This window comes from Pedobacter sp. D749, assembly GCF_019317285.1.
In the GTDB taxonomy this organism is placed as follows: Bacteria; Bacteroidota; Bacteroidia; order Sphingobacteriales; family Sphingobacteriaceae; genus Pedobacter.
In genome coordinates, this window is the sequence record NZ_CP079218.1 from 1,211,984 (window position 1) to 1,233,193 (window position 21,210).

The 21,210-nt window shown below is 41.6% G+C and carries 11 protein-coding genes; 2 read left to right on the forward strand and 9 right to left on the reverse strand.

Annotation, left to right across the window (positions count from 1 at the left end; genetic code table 11):
• Nucleotides 1-64 precede the first annotated feature (64 nt).
• The 5 genes from KYH19_RS05065 to KYH19_RS05085 form a co-directional block, all read right to left on the reverse strand.
• Complete coding sequence (locus tag KYH19_RS05065) at nt 65-304, reverse strand: hypothetical protein (protein ID WP_219077818.1); 240 nt, start codon at nt 302-304, stop codon at nt 65-67.
• Nucleotides 305-1,136: 832 nt separating this feature from the next.
• Nucleotides 1,137-2,333 carry a Na+/H+ antiporter NhaA gene (gene nhaA, locus KYH19_RS05070; RefSeq protein WP_219077819.1) on the reverse strand — a complete coding sequence of 399 codons (1,197 nt, stop codon included), beginning with the start codon at nt 2,331-2,333 and terminating at the stop codon, nt 1,137-1,139.
• Nucleotides 2,334-3,614: 1,281 nt separating this feature from the next.
• Nucleotides 3,615-4,535, reverse strand: coding sequence for a type IX secretion system membrane protein PorP/SprF (locus tag KYH19_RS05075; RefSeq protein WP_219077820.1), 921 nt, complete (start codon nt 4,533-4,535; stop codon nt 3,615-3,617).
• An 8-nt stretch (nt 4,536-4,543) separates the two neighbouring features.
• Entirely contained in the window at nt 4,544-10,315 is a 5,772-nt protein-coding gene (locus tag KYH19_RS05080) for a lamin tail domain-containing protein (RefSeq protein ID WP_219077821.1), read from the reverse strand.
• 932 nt (nt 10,316-11,247) lie between these two features.
• Nucleotides 11,248-11,868, reverse strand: a complete 621-nt coding sequence (locus KYH19_RS05085) for an L-threonylcarbamoyladenylate synthase (RefSeq protein ID WP_219077822.1) — start codon at nt 11,866-11,868, stop codon at nt 11,248-11,250.
• A gap of 83 nt (nt 11,869-11,951) precedes the next feature.
• On the opposite strand from KYH19_RS05085, the gene KYH19_RS05090 reads away from it, so the two are divergent.
• Nucleotides 11,952-13,613, forward strand: coding sequence for an FMN-binding glutamate synthase family protein (locus tag KYH19_RS05090; protein WP_219077823.1), 1,662 nt, complete (start codon nt 11,952-11,954; stop codon nt 13,611-13,613).
• Between the two features lie 756 nt (nt 13,614-14,369).
• Here KYH19_RS05090 and asnS read toward each other — a convergent pair.
• Nucleotides 14,370-15,818, reverse strand: coding sequence for an asparagine--tRNA ligase (gene asnS, locus KYH19_RS05095; RefSeq protein WP_219077824.1), 1,449 nt, complete (start codon nt 15,816-15,818; stop codon nt 14,370-14,372).
• A gap of 214 nt (nt 15,819-16,032) precedes the next feature.
• Here asnS and KYH19_RS05100 point away from each other — a divergent pair, with 214 nt between their 5' ends.
• Nucleotides 16,033-17,364: a hypothetical protein gene (locus KYH19_RS05100; RefSeq protein ID WP_219077825.1), complete on the forward strand. Its 1,332-nt coding sequence runs from the start codon at nt 16,033-16,035 to the stop codon at nt 17,362-17,364.
• 56 nt (nt 17,365-17,420) lie between these two features.
• Here the strand turns inward: KYH19_RS05100 and KYH19_RS05105 are convergent, their stop codons facing one another.
• The 3 genes from KYH19_RS05105 to KYH19_RS05115 all read right to left on the reverse strand — a co-directional run bounded on the left by KYH19_RS05105 (nt 17,421) and on the right by KYH19_RS05115 (nt 20,896).
• Nucleotides 17,421-18,413, reverse strand: a complete 993-nt coding sequence (locus KYH19_RS05105; protein WP_219077826.1) for a transglutaminase family protein — start codon at nt 18,411-18,413, stop codon at nt 17,421-17,423.
• Between the two features lie 87 nt (nt 18,414-18,500).
• Nucleotides 18,501-19,466 carry an alpha-E domain-containing protein gene (locus tag KYH19_RS05110; protein WP_255562557.1) on the reverse strand — a complete coding sequence of 322 codons (966 nt, stop codon included), beginning with the start codon at nt 19,464-19,466 and terminating at the stop codon, nt 18,501-18,503.
• On the reverse strand, nt 19,448-20,896 hold the full coding sequence (locus KYH19_RS05115) for a circularly permuted type 2 ATP-grasp protein (protein WP_219077828.1): 1,449 nt from the start codon (nt 20,894-20,896) through the stop codon (nt 19,448-19,450). The genes KYH19_RS05110 and KYH19_RS05115 overlap by 19 nt, the downstream gene beginning before the upstream one ends.
• Between the last annotated feature and the right edge of the window lie 314 nt (nt 20,897-21,210).

Below are 21,210 nucleotides of genomic sequence, written 5' to 3' on the forward strand. Positions count from 1 at the left end.
ATTCACTACCGTTCATTTCTTTGCCCTTCGCGTAGTCTTGCCTCGGTTGGCCACCGAAGGGCTTTTACTTTTTCCTTGATGAAAAAGTAACAAACCTGAGCGCAGCGAAAGCATGCCTACCTTTAAAAACAACAAACACTAAGGCATAACTGAAAGGCTTTGAACTGATGTCGGATAAATTCGTCAAAGCTTTTTTGGTCGCCAGCACAAGCCCCCGATGAAAAATCGGGGAGGGCGTGCTGCCTAGGGGTAGTGGTTGGTTGAAAGGAGGTGCTAAAGCTTTAACGTTTTCTCCTTCCATCATTTCCCAGGCCGGATAGCATGGAGCAGATAGCATGATGCAGATAGCGAGGCGCCTATTGCAGGGTGCAATAATTTGTTTTTTAGCCTTTTCCCTTTCAGGGGAAAGGTGCCAATAGGCGGATAGGGTTAAGGCGCTCGCTATAGTAAGGTCGTCATTGCGAGGCACGAAGCAATCTTAATGCGCTCGCTATTTTCTAGCCCTTCGCGCAGTCTTGCCTCGGCTACCGATGAAAAATCGGTACAGGTCCGCCGCCGCCGAAGGGGCTCTTACCTTTTTCTTGATAAAAAGGTAACCAAAAATCAAGGCTTGGAACTGATGTCGGATAAATTCGTCAAAGCTTTGAGGTCGTCAGCACAAGCCCCGATGAAAAATCGGGGAGGGCGTGCTGCCTCGGGGTAGTGGTTGGTTGAAAGGAGGTGCTAAAGCTTTAACGTTTTCTCCTTCCATCATTTCCCAGGCCGGATAGCGAGGGGCCTATTGCAGGGCGCGATAATTTGTTTTTCAGTCCTTTCTCTTTAAGGGGAAAGGTGCCGATAGGCGGATAGGGGGTTAAGGCGCTCGCTATAGTACGGTCGTCATTCTCGCGCATGCGGGAATCTTAAACGGTTGTTATTCTCTTTGTCTACCTGCGAAAATTTCCTAGGCCGGATAGCATGATGCAGATTGCAATGAGCAGAGACAACATCCATGGATTGATCCCTTTGAAACTATGAGGGGAACTCCCCTCCTAATTTAGGAGGGGTGGGGGTGGTATGAGGAGAATTCTCTTTGATTTCTATTCCCTTAGGGTAAGGTGCAGATAGGCGAATAGGGGCTCTGTGCCTCTCTGTGTTTACTTGGTGTCCTCTGTGGTTAAATTGTCTTCTGTAGTTAATTCCTGAGTTTTAACCGATTTCAAAAACACAAAACCCACCACACCCGAAAGGATAGAAGCCGTTAAAATTGCAAACTTCGCTTCTGATACATGCAGCACTTCGCTAAAAGAAAGCAGGGCAATAAAAATCGACATGGTAAAACCGATTCCGGCGAGCATGCCCAAACCTAAAATGTGTTTCCAGCCTGCTCCGGTAGGTAAATCGGCCCATTTCAGTTTCACGGCTAACCAGCTGAAAAAGGTTACACCAATGGTTTTCCCTACAAATAAACCCACGATAATGCCGAGACCTAGAGGAGAAATCAGCCCCGTAAGCATTTCTTTCTGGAAAGTGATATTGGTATTGGCCAACGCGAAAACCGGCATAATGAGGTAATTCACAGGTGTGGTTAAAAAATGCTCCAGTTTTTCTAAAGGCGATTCAACATCGGTTTCGTTGGTAGGGATGGTGAAAGCCAGTAATACGCCTGCAACGGTGGCGTGGATGCCCGAGTGGTGGATGAAATACCAGAGGAATATGCCCGGGATAAGATAAAACACAAGTTTCTTTACGCCGAAATAGTTCATTAGGGTTAGAAGAACAAGGATACCTCCGGCCATTACCAGGTATTCGAAATGAATCTGGTTGGTATAAAAGATTGCGATGACCAGGATGGCGCCAAGATCGTCGACAATGGCTAAAGCCGCCAGGAATATTTTTAAACTGGTTGGTACGCTTTTACCTAACATGGCGATAATGGCGAGGGCAAAGGCAATGTCGGTAGCCATAGGGATGCCCCAGCCTCCGGCGGTTTCTGTACCTTTATTAAACACTGAATAAATTAAAGCTGGAACCAGCATGCCGCCCAGGGCGGCAATTACGGGTAAGGCTGCACTTTTAACAGAAGATAATTCGCCTTCGAGCAGTTCGCGTTTGATTTCCAATCCTACCAATAAGAAGAAGATGGCCATTAAGGCGTCGTTTATCCAGGCTAAAATGCTGTAGTTGATGGCACCAAAGCCTAATTTGGTTGCTAAAAAGGTTTCGAAGCTTTCTTTTGAAGCAGTATTGGCGATGATTAAGGAAATGGCTACGCAGATCAGTAATAGGAAACCGCCTACTTGCCCCGAACGGAAGAAACGCTGAAATACTTCTAGGTTGATGAGTTTAGCCATAGCGGTAAAAATAGGAAAAATGAAGGGGGAAGGGGAAGTTTTTGTGAGGAAATCTTTATTTTAATGGTATGAATTTAGGTTCTATTGGAAGTTATTTAATATGGTTGCCATTCTACTACAACAATAAATCCGTCATTGCGAGAAGGCTTTTTCAGCCGACGAAGCAATCTTACAACGATTGCTACTAGCGTGCGCATTAAGATTGCTTCGTTCCTCGCAATGACGATTTTTCTATTGGAGTCTGTTTACGGTAGGCACGAAGGATCTTTTACCGAAAGATTCTTCACTGTGTTCAGAATGACAATTGTAAGTTTTTACCCTTGCTCGGGCTTGCCTCGGCTCACCGCCGCCGAGAGGCTCTTTCTTTTGGCTTGGCCCAAAAGAAACAAAAACCCAAGGCTTGCATCCTTCCTTGTAAAAACCTACGGAAATCTTAATTGCGACAGCATCGAGGCTTTTACCCTTGCCTTATCCCACCGCTCCCGCTTGATCCTGCCTTGGGCTGTGGGGTAATGAGGGGAACTGCACAGATTTCCGTGCTTTTTCCGGCGGAAATATGCGAGGCCGGATAGCAGGGAGCAAATAGCGAGGGGCCTATTGCAGGGTGCGATAATTTGTTTTTTAGTCCTTTCCCTTTCGGGGTAAAGGTGCCGATAGGCGGATAGGGGGTTAAGGCGCTCGCTATAATACGATCGTCATTCCCGCGCAGGCGGGAACTTTAAAGCAGTCGCTATTCTTATCCTACGCGCGGTCTTGCCTCGGCTCGCCGCCGCCGAGGGGGCTCTTTCTTTTGGCTTGGCCCAAAAGAAACAAAAACCCAAGGCTTGCATCCTTTCTTGTAAAAAGCTACGGAAATCTTGATTGCGACAGCATCGAGGCTCTTACCCTGGCTTATCCCAGCGCACCCGCTTGATCCTGCCTTGGGTTGTGGGGTAGTGAGGGGAACTGCACAGATTTCCGTGCTTTTTCCTGCGAAAATCTGCTAGGCCGGATAGCATGATGCAGATCGCATGGAGCATATTGCAGGGTGCGGTAATTTGTTTTTAGTTCTTTCCCTTTCAGAGGAAAGGTGCCGATAGGCGGGTAGAGGTAAGGCACAGAGCAATAAAAAGCCACAGATTTTTTAAATCTGCAGCTTTTCGTTTTTCGTTATCTATTGCATTAAGATCCCCGCCTGCGCGAGGATGACGAACGTTCTTTAAAACTTAAACGAGTTCAGTATAACGCATATTGTTGCATTAAGATCCCCGCATGCGCGAGGATGACGGAAAATCGCTTAAATTATGGTTTCTTGCCAATGTTTACACGGATATTGACTTCGAAATCGCCATCGGTATAACCGCTGATGGCGGATGTTGCAGTATTGTAATAAGCCATGAAATATAAGGTTGATTTGTAATTCATGCCAAAACCAACGGTAGCGTTTTGCGTATTGTGGTACATGGCCATTACGTACAATTTATCGTTGGCAAAATTGGCATTCAAGCCAGCATCCCATAAATTATCGTAATTTTTAATTCCCCTGAAAACACCTTTGGGCTCCAGACTGATTCCGTTAATGCCCGATCCCAGCATGAACTTATAACTTACCGCCGAATAAAATGTAGGTTTGTTGGCAAAGTTTAAATCGTCTTTTCTGAAAACGGAACGCATGTTTGGAACGGCACCCTCTACGGTTAATCCTTTCGAGGTATAAGAGATCCCGAAATCACCATCTAAGTAATAACCCCGATCGTTAAAACGGGCGATGGATGGATCGTTAATATCGCTGTTTTTTACACTGTTCAAATCCAGTTTATCCTGACTTGCACCGAATGAAATCCCAAAGTTTAGTTTCTGATCGTCACTGTTCAAGGGAAGGTGATACGCAAAGGTTCCAACGGCTTTGGTGCGCTGGATCCCTCCTGATTTCTCGTTGTAGATGTTTACGCCCCAACCCACTTTGTTTACCTGCTGATCTAAAGTAACACTCTGGGTAATGGGTGCACCGGGAATGTTAGACCACTGCTTGCGGAAACTTCCGTTGATGTTAAAGCCTTCGGTAATACCCGCCATTGATGGATTAACCAGATAGCGGTTCTGGAAATATTGTGCGTTAAGTGGAAGGATCTGTGCTTTTACCGACCCTAAAAATAATGTGCTGGCTGCAAATAGAAACGTTACGCGACGCATTTGCTTTATGTTTTTGGTAATTGCTCTCATGTCTGTAATTAGTCTCTAATGATGTTGATAAAACCTTTGAATGTACCGATGCCCTTACCGAGATCGATGATGTAGTAATAGGTGCCTTCGTTTAGCGGGCTTCCGTTTATAGTTCCATCCCAATCATTGGCATAAGTTTGCCTGGTATATAAAACCCGCCCGGCCTTATCAAATATTCTTAAGGTATTGTTTGGATAATAATCGATGTTTTTTACGATAAATTTATCATTATACCCATCACCATTAGGTGTGATTACTGTACTGGCTTCTAACTTATAGTCTTCGGTTACGGTAATTGAAATCGTTTGATCGCTTACGCAACCACTGGCATTGGTAACGGTTACTTTATAGGTGCCGCTTTGTTTAGGCCTGATGGTTACCGATGCGGTGTTTTGCCCGCTGGTAATTTCTGCACCTGTCCAGCTGTATTGTACTCCGCCTGCAGCGGTTAAAACCAGGGCATCGCCTTTAGAGATGCTTACGCCTTTATTGCTGCTGATGGAAACTACAGGTAAAGCATTTACGGTTACAGTAGCGGCCCCTGTTTGCGCCTGACCACAATTTGCATCTTTAACGTTTACTAAATTATAAGTAAAAGTTCCTGCTACATTAGTGGGTGCCGAAACAGTTACCGATGTGCTTGTTGCGGTTGTTGTTGCCGTTTTACTTGTTCCGCCGTTAATGTTATAGGTAAAAGTATAAGGTGCAGTTCCGTTTGCCCCGGTAAAGGTGATGGTTTGAGCGGCTCCGTTTAAGCAGACTGCTGATGTGCCGGCAATACTTGCTGTAGCGGTTGAAGTAACCGTTAATTTGAACGTTTTAGTGGTTTTATCTACACCACCAAAATCTGTTCCGCCATTATCCATTACGGTAACGGTAATATTGGCAACACCGCTTGCATTGTTTTTTAAGTGATAAGTAATCGTTCCTTTATCGGCACCGTTTGCTGCTACGGTTAATACATCGAACAGGTTAGCGTTATCTGAAGTAACCGATAGTGTAGTGTTTTGTATGGTTTCAGGACCAGCAGAAATTCCGGTTAAGGCAATACTTTGGTTTTCTGGTGAATAACAAACTGCCTGGTTGGCCACTGCATCTATTGTGGGCGTACCATTGCCGAATAAATATCTCGTTTTAATCGGATAGTGATCTGTTGTGGTAGAACTGTAATTGGTCACCAGGTTTTTAACGGCATCTAAAACCTCGGCCGAGGCGGGTATGTAGTTGAGGTTTAGGTTTTTCGTGATGATGACGTTATCGATTACGGTATTAAATCCGGCGGTAGATTGTTTTCCTGCCAAACTTAGTGGTAAGGTTACAGGGAAATAATTAGCTGCATCCTGGGTGAAATCGGAATATGAAGTGCCGGTACCTGCAGGCATTGGCGCGATGGTTTTATCAGCATCCAGTACATCGTTAAAATCGCCAAGAATAATTACTTTTTTACCAGCGAGGTTAGCGTCAAGCCAATCTTTCAATTGTTTATTTCCGCCTTTTCTACGGTTATAGGCATCAATCTGATCGGCTGTTGGTCCTGTGTTTGCTTTGGCATGAATTTCGACAAAATAAACCGTATCCAATTTATTGTTGATTTTCACCTGCGCCTGCATCATGTAAGGGAAACGGCCTGACGACCAGTTTTTGTAGGCGGTACCATCAACACTGGTTGCGGGTACAGCAGGGTTATAGGTATCTCTTAAAATGCCTAAAGTAGAAATAGGCTTAATGAGATCGGTGCGGTACATAAAAGCCAGTTTTTGTGCCAATGGATAATCGGCATCGGCTTTATTATCGGCATAGGATCCGAACTCGCTGAATAAAACATTGTATCCGGCGGGTAAAATGGTGTTTCTGAACAAAGTGGTATCTACTACCTCTGCAAAACCATAAATATCTGCATTGAGGTTGTTCACTACGGTTTTAACGTTAGCAGCCTGTAATACATCGTTCGATGGATCCTGAGCCGGACTACCAAACCATTCGATGTTCCAGTTCACTACTTCTAAAGTGTTGGCAATATCGAAGGTATTTCCGGTTAAGGCCACGGTTTTATTTGCCGAACCGGGAGTAGCAATGCTTACATTGCCGTTATAACTGGTGTTAACCACCGTTGGCGAAAATTTAGCATAAACTGTTGGCGAAGTATTGTTGATGTCGGCTTTTGGGTAAGTGATGCTACTGCTATAGGTTCCGGTACTTGTTTTTGATAAGGTAAAATTAGCCGGAGCAGTTAAGGTGACATCGCCTGTTAGGTTGCCCGCAGAGAAACCAAAGCTATTTGCAGCAGAAGTAGTATTAACTGCCTGGAAACCGAAAGCAAGGCTTGATGGCGAAGTGGTGATGTCAACCGCTGGTGGCGTGCTCGAATTGGTTACCGCAAAATCATCAACCGTCCAACGGCTGGCTGATGAAGTAGTAGAATTATACACAATGGCTACATAAACCGGTGTGCCCTTGTATGCCGATAAGTCTATATTGTCTGATTTGGTCCATTTATCGCTACCTGTTTCAGGGAATTTACCATCTAAACTGGTCCATGTGGCCAGTGCAGGGTTACCCGAGCCGGTATAGTTTGTAGAAATTTTGAGTTGTAATTTATCTCCCGCGAAAGCTGATCTCGTCCAGAAAGATAAAATGGCATAATTAAATGAAGCAATATTTAAGGCCGGCGAAATCAGCCAATCCTCATTTAAAATATTACCACCCGCATAACCATTAATCTGGAGGGCGTTTCCTGCGCTGGCTACACCAGTCGGGTCGCTGGCATCATGTCCGAAAGTAGTGGTACAGCCCCAGGTTTGTGCACCGGCTACGCTGTATTGATAAAAGCCATCAGACAAGGCAGAACTGCCTACTGTTGTACAGTTCTCAAAGCTGAAAGCCGTTTGGTTAGGGTCAACGGCTGCACCGGTTAACGAAAGTGAAACCGAAGTTGCGCCAGCACTGGCATGTAAAACGGCGCCGGTTGAATTGCCCACAGCGGTTGGACTAAATTTTACGTACACCGTTTGGTTGGTGGCTAAATCGGCTACGCTATAACTTAATGTAGTAGAAAAAGTAACATTATCTTTAGAAATAGAATAAGGAGCTGTTGTTGTTAAAGTAGTGGTATTGGTTAAGTTTCCGGCAGAGAGTACATAACTTTTTGAAGCTGATGTGGTATTTAATGCCTGGTTGCTGAAAGCCAGGGTTTTTGGCGTAACAACTAAATAGGGGCCGGTGGTTGAAGCAGGCTCGGTTACCGAGCTGTTTTGTGGATTTGGTGCCCTCACAATAAAATCTGACGAATTTTCATCGCTATCGTATCCATTACCTGCAAATTCTTCTGTACCACCAATGCCCATGGTGGTGGCGTTTGAAGTTGCACTTGCTTTTCTTTCAATTGATGTGGTGTTGGTTGTAGCAGGTGCAGGGGCAGTACCTTCGTAGCCATTTGCCGTTCCAAAGCCAACTTTATCAATAATATTTGCATTAACCGGGTTTGCACCTGTTTGTGGGGTAGCCGAATTGCTTAACAATATTTTTCCGGTTGTACCCGATAAAGTGAGCGTGCCAATTTTATCTGGTGTTGGTAAATCTAATGTACCACCTGTGCCCGCTGATTGTTGGATGAGGTAAAAACCTTTGGGAGCGATAGAACCCGATAAGGTGGTTGCTGCCCAGCTGCCTATACCGGTAGCACTTGCATACTGAACGCTCCAGCCGGTTAAATCTACAGCTGAAAGGGTTGGGTTATATAATTCGATAAAGTCGTTTTTATAGGTAGCGCCGCTGTTGCCACCACCACCATAAACTTCAGAAATGACCACATGGTTTGCTCCTGTTGGTTCTTTTATCGAAGTATTTTGTGGATTTGGGGCCGTAACTACAAAATCGGTACTGTTGTTGTCGGTATCGTAACCGTTTCCATTAAACTCTTCGGCACCCCCAACGGCTAAAGTTGCCGCTGTTGAAGTTGCACTTGCCTTACGTTCAATTGAAGTTGTATTGGAGATTACGGGGGTAGGTGCGGTTTCGAAACCGGTGGCTGTTGGGCCAAAGCCTACTTTATCAACTACCACAGTGGTTGATGGGTTGGCACCGGTTAAAAGCACATTTGAATTGCTTAAAATTACTTTTCCGGTTGTACCGGATAAGGCTAAAGTCCCGGTAGCATCGGGTGCAGGCAAATTAACGGTTCCGCCGGTTCCTGCAATCTCCTGAACCAAATAGAAACTTTTTGCAGGGATACTGCCTGTTAAATCTGTTTTTGTCCAGTTGCCTGTTCCGGCAGCATTTAAATACTGCACACTCCAGCCTGTTAAATCTACTGTAGTGTTACCTGGGTTGTATAATTCGATAAAATCATTTTTGAATGTTGCACCAGTATTTCCGCCACCACCGTAAATTTCGGAAATGACCACGTGGGTTAGGGTAGCAGGTGGTGTTGTGCCCAGGCCTGTAAGCGCAATGTTCTGCGTGCTTGCGCCGGTGCTTGCAATACTGATATTGCCCGAAACTGCTGTAGGTGTTGTTGGACTAAAACGTGCCGAAACTGTTTTGCCTGTGGCAAGCTCTGCTACGGTGTAAACCAAAGAAGTGCTGTAGGTCACATTATCTTTCGAAAGCGTAAAAGGTGCTGTTGTGGTAATATTTACCACATCGGTTAAGCCTGTTGCACTGAGGTTGAAAGTTTGTGCTGCCGAATTGGTACCTGTATTTTGGGAGCCAAAATCGAAAGCCGTTTGGTTTACCGTTAAAATGGTTGATAATCCATTTCCGCTTACCGCAACATTAACAGGGCTGGCACCAGTGCTGGTATTGGTAATATTGCCACTGGCATTGCCGCCTGCAGTTGGACTGAAACGTACATAAACCAATGGAGATGCAGCAACCTCGCCTGAAGTATAACTGATGGAATTGCTGAAAGTAGTATTGTCTTTAGAAACAAAGAAAGGTGCTGTTGAATTTACAGAAACAGCAGCCGTTAAATTGGCTCCTCCTAATGTATAACTTTGAGCTGTAGCATTTGAATTGATGTTTTGATCGCCGAAAAGCAATGAAGTATTTGATGCCGATAAAACAGGGGTAGCTGTAGTACTGCCTTTTGGTGTGATGCTAAAATCGTCGACAGTGTAAGTGCCGTCACTCCCTAAATCGTCGGTGTCTGTCCAGCGGATATAAAGCGTAGCGCCCTCTGCCCAGGTAATTGTGGTGATGCTTCCCGAAATAGCGGTTTGATTTGCAGGTAAGTTGCCATCAATGCCGGCTGCTGTGGTAGTTGTAGTTAATTTTTCGTTAAGGTCCATACCGGAGAGTGGGAGCCAGGTGGCCGATGCATCGGCAATACTTGTGGCATTGAAACTGTATTCGAAGTTTAGTTTTTCGTTAACAGTAGCATTTGAACCAGTTCTCCACTGCTCCATTACGCCCGATAAATCAATTGAAGTTACGGTTGCACCAGTGTTGTTTTGGAAACCAGCGCCAAACCTCGGCGTTAACGAACCAGAGGCGAGACTTCCTAATGACCGGTCGGCCGCTCCGGCTGTACCCGCGTTATAGGCAGCGCCACTATTTGACGAAGCGGTGTAAACCGTTAATGCTAAAGCTGAGCCAATGGCTGCTGTGTTTGTGCCGCTCGCTTTAACGGCACTCCATCCGGCAACTATAGAAGTTCCTGTTGCGGTGATGCCGTCAAAATTTTCTGATTTTGCGGTATTTAATGCAGTTAATGAAACCTGTGCAGATAAATAGTTTGAGAAAACCATAAAAATTAAAATGAGAAGTAAAGGTCTTTTCATATGGTAAGTTTTGTTTATAACAAATGTATAGGCAAAAGCCTTATAATCAGATTAACTTAATGTTAATTTGAATGATTGTGGAAAAATAGATGTGATAAGGAATAATTTTTTGATTCTGCAGACGTTGTTGCGCTTTTTTGAATTTCGGTTTAAAGATTCTTCAGGAGAAATCATTAAAGAAAGGTCGTCATTGCGAGGAGGAACGACGAAGCAATCTTTCGTGCCGGTAATCCCTGCCATAAAGATTGCTTCGTCGGCTGAAAGAGCCTTCTTATAATGACGTTTATGTAAATAACTGATATTTAGTGTTATTTTTTTGACCATATAAGACACTTAAGGACCATATAAGCTTACATGTTCTTATATGGTGTGAAAGCCTAAAGGATTATTTAATGAATTAGATGTTCTTAGGTGTCTAAGGTGGTTAATTAAACAGCGTAGTCTTTAATTTTTATGACCACCTTAGACATCTTAGCTCAATGAGTTTTGCAGGATGCAAAATCTTAAACCTAATACGTTAGAAAGCGTATATAGGACGTCATTCCTATTTTTTTCAGGCCACAGACCTGATGGTTACTCGTAATGACGACAATCAGGAGGTTTATTGTTTAAATTCTCCTGTTATTTATATCGTTTTTATGAAACAAACCATCATCATGGCTTTGGTTGATGGCATACTATTGATGTTTCCCGCTGATTTAAGCGGGTAAACGCAGGTCTTATCATCTAAAGGTTTGCGCCTGGTGGTAACAGACTTTGTTATTAAGCCTGATTGAAACGAAAAGCCCGCAATCCGATCCTTTATCGGATGAGGACTTGAAGAGTAAAGCAGGGCAGGAGGCTGCCACAGCGCACCAGAACCTTCACTTCCAAAAAAAATAACGCTAATATATGCCTGATAGACAGGTTGTCTACTTTATAATGCAGAAGATCTACAAATACTCTTCAATATTTCCTTTACCCTCACGGATGATTTCAAACTCACCTGTGGTACAATCAATTACAGTAGAGGCTTCGTTATCGCCAAAACCACCATCAATTACCAGGTCGACCAGATTTTCGTATTTTTCGTGAATCAATTCCGGGTCGGTAGAGTATTCAATAACATCATCATCGTCTTTTATGGAGGTTGATAGGATCGGATTGCCGAGTTCTTTCACAATACAACGGGCAATGTTATTATCGGGCACACGGATACCGACCGTTTTTTTATTCGAACTCAACAACTTGGGTACATTGTTATTGGCGTTAAAAATAAAGGTAAATGGTCCTGGTAAAGCTTTTTTTAATACCCTAAAAGTAGTGTTATCAATTGGTTTGATATAATCAGAAATGTGCTTTAAATCATGACATATAAAAGAGAAATTAGCTTTCTCTGGTTTGATACCCCTAATGCGGCAAATTTTTTCGATCGCTTTCGGATTGGTAATATCGCAGCCCAAACCATAAATGGTATCGGTAGGGTAGATGATTAAACCGCCTTTTTTCAGCACTTCAACAACTTGTTCAATAGCCCTTTCGTTGGGATTCTCTGGATAAATCTTAATAAGCATAGCGTAAAAATAACAAATTAATGGTGTCAGTTGTTTAATAATCCTAATCTTTGTACCAACAAAACATACGCTAATCTATTATTATGAGAAAAGCTTTCGTCGCGATTGCCGCATTTTTAATTGCCCTAACCATTATGCTGGGCTTATATCATCCCTTTTTATGGTGGACCTTCATTTTTACAGGTCCTTTTGTAATTCTTGGTATTTACGATTTGTACCAGCCCAAACATAGTATTGTAAGGAACTACCCGGTTTTTGGCCGTTTAAGGTATTTTATGGAAGAATTGAGACCGAAAGTTTACCAGTACTTTGTAGAAAGTGATACCAACGGTACGCCTTATAACAGGTTAAACCGTTCTTTAATTTACCAACGCGCTAAAAAAGATAACGATACGATTCCTTTTGGAACGCAGTTAAATGTTTACGATAATGGCTACGAATGGTTAAGCCATAGTATTGCTGCTATTTCTCACCACGAATTAAATTTAGATCCGCGTGTTACCGTTGGCGGACCAGATTGCAAAAAACCTTACTCAGCCAGTATTTATAATATTTCGGCCATGAGTTTTGGCTCCTTAAGTCAGAATGCCATTTTAGCTTTAAACGGTGGCGCTAAAATGGGCAACTTTGCGCATAATACCGGTGAAGGCGGAATCAGCGATTACCACCGTAAGCCAGGAGGCGATTTAATCTGGCAGATTGGCACCGGGTATTTTGGCTGTCGTAATGCCGATGGTACCTTTAATTATGATGCTTACGCCGAACGGGCACAAACCGATCAGGTAAAAATGATCGAAATTAAACTTTCTCAAGGTGCCAAACCAGGGCATGGTGGGATGTTGCCAGCTAAAAAAGTGACTTCGGAAGTCGCCAGGATTCGTTTGGTGCCCGAAGGTAAAGATGTATTGTCGCCACCGGCGCACTCGGCTTTTAATACACCTATCGGTTTATTGGAATTTGTTAAAAAACTTCGCGATTTATCAGGTGGTAAACCCGTAGGATTTAAATTGTGTATCGGTCGTAAAAGCGAGTTTTATGCCATTTGTAAAGCTATGATAGAAACTGGAATTTACCCCGATTTTATTACTGTTGATGGTGGTGAGGGTGGTACAGGTGCCGCACCACAGGAGTTTTCGAATTCGGTAGGTATGCCTTTGCGCGAAGGTGTGGCTTTTGTATATGATGTTTTAAATGGCTTTGATCTGAAAAAGCACATTAAAATTATCGCCTCTGGTAAAGTGGCAACAGGTTTCGATCTGGTTAAAAATATCGCCCTGGGTGCTGATATGTGTAATGCTGCCCGCGGAATGATGTTCGCTTTGGGCTGTATTCAGGCTTTAGAATGTAACAGCAATACCTGCCCAACAGGTGTAGCCACACAGGATCAGAGTTTAATGAAGGGCCTTGTGGTAGAAGATAAAACCGTTCGTGTTAAAAATTTCCATAACTTAACCGTAGCCAGTGCGGTAGAATTATTAGGTGCTGCGGGTTTAAGAGAAACGCATCAGTTAAGCAGGGCGTACATCAACAGGCGTGTAAGCCCAAGTGTAATACAGAGTTATCTGGAGACTTTTCCTTATATCCCGGCAGGTAGTTTGTTACAAACACCTTATCCAACCCGTTACGAACTAGGCATGGCGCTGAGTACTTCAGCCAGTTTTGCGCCAACAGATTATAAGGTCTCGGCGGTAGATTATGCACATGCCAATCCGTACGGAGATACGATGCATGATGATGGCAGATAAATGTAGGATGACTTCCGAAGTTTAAAGAGGCTGAGTATAGGCAGAACTTCGTAAGTCTTTCCATGGCACTAAAAGAAGTCAAGCTTTTAAAGCTTGACTTCTTTGGTTTTGGGCTATTTTTTTAGAAAGGCAGGCTAGTAGTGCTTTGTTTGTTCAGTCCTGCTTTTTGCTACAAGTCCTCTCCCGATGAAGAATCGGGATGCGGGCTTTCCGCGTCAATCAGGTTTAGGTGGCCAGTAATGAAGAGGTATTAATGGTTTAATCACCAAACGTTCCTACGGAACGAAAACGCCGATTGTACAATCGGCTACCCATCAGGCGTCCCGCTGGGACGATTGTTCAAAATCCTTGAATGATGTAGGTTTATATTGATCCGGTCTGTCACCCTGAGCTCAGAGTCTTTGTGCCGAAAAAAGTTGCCATTCACATAATCCAATAAAAAAATCGTTATTGCTGAGGAATGAAGATAACCGAACGAAGCGAGATCATGAATGCCTTTAAAAACATATGCAAAAATGAATAATCTTAATGCACACGCTAATAGCGATCGTTGTAAGATTGCTTCGTCGGCTGAAAAAGCCTTCTCGCAATGACGATTTCTTATATTGGAATCTTTCAATGGTAGTTTATCTCAGGGCCTTATAACGCAAAAGAAGTCAAGTTTTTAAAACTTGACTTCTTTGATAACGGGTTATTTGTTTTCCCTAAACCCTAAACCCTAAACCCTAAACCCTAAACCCTAAACCCTAAACCCTACTAAAACTCTGCGTTTTTCGGGAATCTTGGGAAAGCGATTACGTCACGAATGTTGGTCATTCCGGTTACGAACAATACCAGTCGCTCAAAGCCTAAACCAAAACCCGAGTGTGGTGCTGATCCAAAACGGCGGGTATCTAAATACCACCAAAGTTCGTCTTGTGGAATGTTTAAATCTTCCATACGTTTGGTTAAACGGTCTAAACGTTCTTCACGTTGCGATCCGCCAATCATTTCGCCAATACCCGGAAATAAGATATCCATAGCTGCAACGGTTTGTCTGCCTTCAGCATCTGGTTCATTCTGGCGCATGTAGAACGATTTAATATCAGCAGGATAATCGGTTAAGATTACCGGTTTTTTAAAGTGTTTTTCTACCAGGTAACGTTCGTGCTCACTTTGTAAATCAGCACCCCATTCATCAATCAGGTATTTAAACTGTTTCTTCTGGTTTGGTTTAGAAGATTTTAAAATCCTGATTGCCTCCGTATAAGTTAAACGTTCAAAATCGTTGGCTAAACAGAAATCCAGTTTCTCTAACAAGCTAAATTCGCTGCGTTCGTTCTGTGGTTTTTGTTTATCCTCTTCAGTTAAACGGGTATTTAAGAAATCTAATTCATCTTTGCAGTTGTCTAAAGCATATTTTATAACATACTTCATCATGTCTTCTGCAAGCTGCATGTTGTCTTCTAAATCTGCAAAAGCAACTTCAGGTTCAATCATCCAGAATTCGGCCAGGTGACGTGTAGTATTCGAGTTTTCTGCCCTGAAGGTAGGACCGAAAGTATAAATCTGTCCGAAAGCCATTGCTGCCAATTCGCCTTCCAGTTGTCCGGATACGGTTAAGTTAGTTGCGCGTGCAAAGAAATCCTGTGAGAAATCTACTTTACCGTCTTCCGTGCGTGGTGTATTGTCGAAATCTAAAGTAGTTACCTTAAACATCTCACCAGCACCTTCTGCATCACTTGCAGTAATTACAGGGGTATGCATGTACACAAAACCACGTTCGTTGTAGAATTGGTGAATGGCAAAAGCCAAGGCATGGCGTACTTTAAAAACGGCATTAAAAGTATTGGTACGGAAACGCAGGTGAGCAATCTCACGTAAAAACTCTAAACTGTGTTTCTTTGGTTGTAATGGAAACTTTTCAGGATCGCTATCACCCAAAATTTCTACCGTTGTTGCCTTAATTTCAACAGATTGACCTTTACCTAAAGACTCGATCAATTTACCTGTTGCAGAAATGGCCGCGCCGGTTGTTATTCTTTTTAACAGCTCATCAGGTAAATTATTAAAATCGATCACAACCTGGATATTGCCCATGCAAGATCCGTCATTTAAGGCAATAAACTGATTATTACGGAAAGTTCTAACCCATCCCATAACCGTTACTTCTGTGTCAAATGCTGTCGACTTTAATAAATCTTTAATTTGCTGTCTCTTAATCATATTGTTATTTGTAAAAGGCGCAAATTTAGAAAAAAAATGTATCAGTTAGCAGTTTTGGGTATACAGTTTTCAGTTTTTTAAGATGAATCATTTGCCAAATGAAGATTGCCGACTGTTATTTGGAAACTGAAAATTGTCAACTCTCATCGTAAATTCTTATCTTGAAAAGATTTATAGATAAAACAATTTTAGCATATCCATCCTACAGCGCCTCATGAATAAGTTTGATATAGATAAACAAACCCTAACTGATTTAAACATATTTGAGGTTCATGGCTTAAATAAAAGTATTTTTTCGCTGTTCAACTTTACTTTCACCATTAAAGGCAATGATAAATTATCTGAAATTTTCAGAATGCCTTCCACAGATATTCAGATCATTACCGAAAGACAAAGGTTAATCAGATATTTATCCAATTATAGCGACGATTTAAATTTTGACCATACGAACATAGACTTTATTGAAAGTTATCTGGTGCAAAATGGCAAAATCAAATTCTATTCAAAGATTTCTGCATTAACTAAGTCTATCAATTATTTCTTTTATCCAAATCAGGCATATTATGTAAAAGAAAAAGGCATAAAAGAAATTATTTCTTTGCTTAAAAAGCTTAGAAAAGTTTTTGCAGCTTTAGATCAGGAGGTTAAGCCAGTGCTGGTTAAAGAATTTAATGAGATTGTTGGAATTTTATTTAAAAAGAAACTAATTAAAGCTATTGTTGAGCGGGATGAGAAAAAGATTAACTTATTCGAATTAGAAGCGCTTGATTTTATGTTTAGGGGAACTGAGCTCGGGATAATCAAACATTTTTTAGATTTAGTCTATCAGATTGATGCTTATTATGCTGTTGTTAAGGCAGCCAGGAAATACAATTTGACCTTGCCAAACGTAAATGCAAAAGAGTGCCATCTGCGTATTAATGGTGTCTTTCATCCTTTTTTAAATCATCCGGTTGCTAATGACATTGAATTTGAAATTGGTAAGAATGTCTGTTTCCTAACGGGAAGTAATATGGCTGGGAAGTCTACCTTTTTAAAATCTGTTGGGGTTTCTGTCTATTTGGCTCATTTAGGTCTTCCGGTTCCTGCAGCATATATGGAAACAGGAATCTGGCAAGGATTGGCGTCGACCATAAACTTGCCTGATAATTTAAATGAAGGGTTTAGTCATTTTTACAATGAAGTTTTAAGGGTAAAGCATGTTGCAGAGAAGATTAAAGTTTCTAAAAATATTTTTGTAATTTTTGATGAGCTGTTTAGAGGTACAAATGTTAAAGATGCATTTGATGGATCTTTATCTGTGATTAAATCATTTTCTGCAATAAAAGACTGCTATTTCATGATTTCAACTCATATTATTGAGGTTGCCGAAATATTAAAGGAGAATGAAAGTATCATGTTTAAATATCTATCGACCAAAATGGAGCATAACAAACCTACATTTACCTATAATCTTATGAATGGAATTACCGATGAACGGATAGGCATGTGGATTATTGAAAATGAGAAAATCGATGAAATTTTAAGCAGCAGAGCTATTGGGTAAGGCCCTGCCACTTTATTTTTAGTCGATTGAACAGTTAACCGCCAACTGGAAACTGCCTACTGTTGTTGCTGCTGTTGTTGCTGCATGGCTTCCATGTATTGCTGATAGCTATTTTTGGTTCTCTCGGTAGTTATTGTTCCTGTGGGCTTGCTATAATTCACTTCTTTAGGCTGGAAATACGTTTCCTGATCGTTAAAGTCTTCATCGTTATAACCTACAGATACATTTACTTCCATGATATGTTCGAAACCACCTTTGTAAACGCCTTTTACAGGAGAACAGTCGGTGAAGTTTCGTCCAACGGCCAGGCGCACATGGTTTTCGTTTACAATGCAATTGTTGGTCGGGTCTAAACCTAACCAGCCATACTCCGGTAAATAGGCCTCGGCCCAGGCATGTGTTGCGCCTTCACCCCGCATGCCATCTCTGTTGGGGCAGATGTAACCGCTCACATATCTGGCAGGAATCCCTGTTAAACGCAACATGGCTGTTAATACATGAGCAAAATCCTGACAAACCCCGGCTTTTAGTTTTAAAATTTCATCAATAGTGGTATCAACTGCTGTTACCCCTTTAATGTAGTCGAAATTGTTGAACACATGAGCACAATATTTTATAGCGGTTTGGTAAGGCGTATCTTCAGTGTGCTTAATGTTTAAAGCTGTCTCTTTTAATTGAGCGATACCCTCAAAACTTTCCTGTCTTACATAATCGATATAAGGCACTTCGAATTTCAGGACGCTTAAACTGTTCCACTGCTCGCTGCTAAACATATCATCCTGTGGCAATGGCTTAGGGAAGGTTTCTACGCTTACTTTGGAGAAAATTTTCAACTGTGTATGTGGCTCGTTTTGGGTAAAAGTACCCACTTCATTGCCGTAATAATCGATAAAGATCTCAATTTCCGGACTTCCGGAGATATTTAGGTCGTGTTTAACAACCTTTTGGAAATCATCTTTAATGGGGAACAAGATAATCTGGTTTGCACTATCCCGAACAGGTAATTCGTATTTATAATTGGTGATATGTTTGATTTTGAAAATTGGCATATAGGCTATTGTTATGTTTGCGCACAGTATTAAGGATCAGTTAAAGAATAATATCTGTGTTAATCTGTGTCTATCTGTGGTTAAAAATTATGAGTTTGCAAAATAATATTCATTTAGCAGGTTTCCGATGCCGAAAAGCTCTGCCCTGATCTCTGTAAGGTAATGATGCAACTGCTCTTCGTTCATGGTGTTAACAGAACTGTAAGTAATCATACTTTTTAAACGGCCGATTTTAAAAGACAGGTTATTGTAGTGTTCGATATTACTTTCACTCTTTAGTCGGTTAAAATACCGTTCAATGTTGTTCATGGCATATAATGCTGAACGTGGAAAATCGTTATTGAGCATCACCAGTTCGATAATGTTTTTCGCATCAAATCCTTGCCGATAAGTTTTTAGGTATAATTCATAGCCCCCCAATGATAATAACAAGTGTTTCCAGTAGGCGATATCGGTCAACAGATCAGGATTGCTGCTAACCGAACTGAATTTAATGTCGAGGATATCGATAGATTGAATACTTCTTTCCAAATGTTTACCGATTTTCATGAAACTTCTGCTTTCCCCGCGTTCCATTACGCTGTCGGCTGTGCCATGGTACAGCATTACCTGTTTAATCAAAACATCCAGGGCTGTAACCGGATCATCTTTTTGGACGTACCACAATAATTTTTCGTCTTTTACCGCATGGTAATATTCGTTTAAACATTGCCATAAGTCTTTTGGGATATGCTCCTGCACGCTCCTTGCATTCTCACGTGCAAGGGTAACGATGTTTAAAATCGAATTTGGGTTTTCACGGTTTAACAAGAGGTATTCGATCACTGCGCGACTATCGTGCTGGATATTCAATAGTTCATTTTCATCATCGGATGAAAAAATCCTGATCACGGGTTTCCAGGTGAATTCCTGTATGGTATCCTGTGAGGAAGCGTAATTTATTTTTAACATGCGCAGCATACCGTCGCTGCGCTCAACGTACCTGCTTAGCCAATATAGGCTTGATGCCACTCTACTTAACATATGCTGTATTTCTAAGAAGTTAAAACCCATGTATCTTTACTGCCACCACCCTGCGAACTGTTTACCACAAGTGAGCCTTCTTTTAAGGCTACCCGGGTTAAGCCACCAGGAACAATCGAAATACCGTCTGGTCCATTTAAGGCGAATGGACGAAGATCGATTCTGCGCGGAGCCAGTTTTCCGTTAATAAAACACGGAGCAGAAGACAGGCTGATGGTAGGTTGGGCAATAAAGTTGCGGGGATCTTTCAATACCTCAATTTTGTATTCCTCTGTTTCCTGTTCATTTGCCGCATGCCCCATTAACATGCCGTAACCACCACTTCCGTTAGTTTTTTTGATGACCATCGTATTAATGTTTGCAAAAACATAATCCAGTTCATCCTGGTTGCTGAGCTGATAGGTGGGTACATTCTTTAATATGGGTTCTTCGTTCAGGTAATACCTGATCATATCCGGTACATAAGTGTAAACTGCTTTATCGTCGGCTACACCATTACCTACTGCGTTAATAATAGCGACATTACCTTTACGGTAAGCGCCCATTAAGCCGGCAACACCTAAAACACTGTTGGGATTAAATACCAGTGGATCGAGGTAATCATCATCTACCCGGCGATAAATCACATCCACCTGCTGCAGGCCTGTAGTAGTTTTCATAAATACCTTTTGGTTTTTAACCACCAGATCACGCCCTTCTACTAATTCTACCCCCATTAAGCGGGCCAGGGTAGTGTGTTCGTAATATGCAGAATTATACATGCCCGGACTTAACAGTACAATTGTTGGATTCGAAACCGCTCTGGGAGAGAGACTCATTAAGTTTTTATATAATATGGCAGGGTATTCGGTTACGCTCCTTACGCCGCATTGCGGAATAAGATCAGGAAAGAGTCTTTTGGTGATTTCCCTATTTTCGAGCATGTAACTTACGCCTGAAGGGGTACGAAGATTATCTTCCAGTACGTAGAATGTGCCATCATGATCTCTGATCAGATCTATCCCAGCAATATGGATGTAAATATCGTGTAATACATTTACATTGTGCATCTCCCTTAGAAAATGCGGACAAGAATAAATTACATTTATGGGTACAATCTGGTCTTTTAAAATAAATTGATTGCTATAAATGTCTTTTAAGAAAAGATTTAATGCTTTTAGTCTTTGTTTTATTCCTTTTTCTATAAAAGACCACTCTGTTGAGGTGATAATTCTGGGGATGATATCAAAGGGAAAGATTTTTTCGATGCCTTCGCCGCTATCATATACAGTAAAGGTTATTCCCTGACTCATAAATAACTTTTTAGCGAGTTCTTCCTTTTTGTTTAGGTTTTCGAGCGACTCTTTAGAGAAATTGCTGATGAAGTTTGCGTAGTGATTTCTGTAATTGTCACCATTTAGAAACATCTCATCGTAAGTTTTGGGATGATTAAAGTAATTTTTTATAAAATCTTCTATCATTTTTCTTGAATATTCCCTTAAATTATAATTTTTTGAGTTAAAAACTAACTTTTATGTAGTAATATTTGTTTTTATCGTTAATTATCTACGTTTATTTGAGTTATTTGTGTCTTAATATTAGTGTTTTAGCTTTTTTTATGATAAATTTTAATTTTTTTAATCAAATTGTTTGCTGATATGAATAAAATTTGTACTTTTGTAATGCTCGTTAATTATTATTATATATTTGGTTTAAAAAAAGCGCTGGCAACGGCGCTTTTTTTATAAAAATTTCAAGACTTATTCATAATCAACATAAACCAAACAACCTAAAC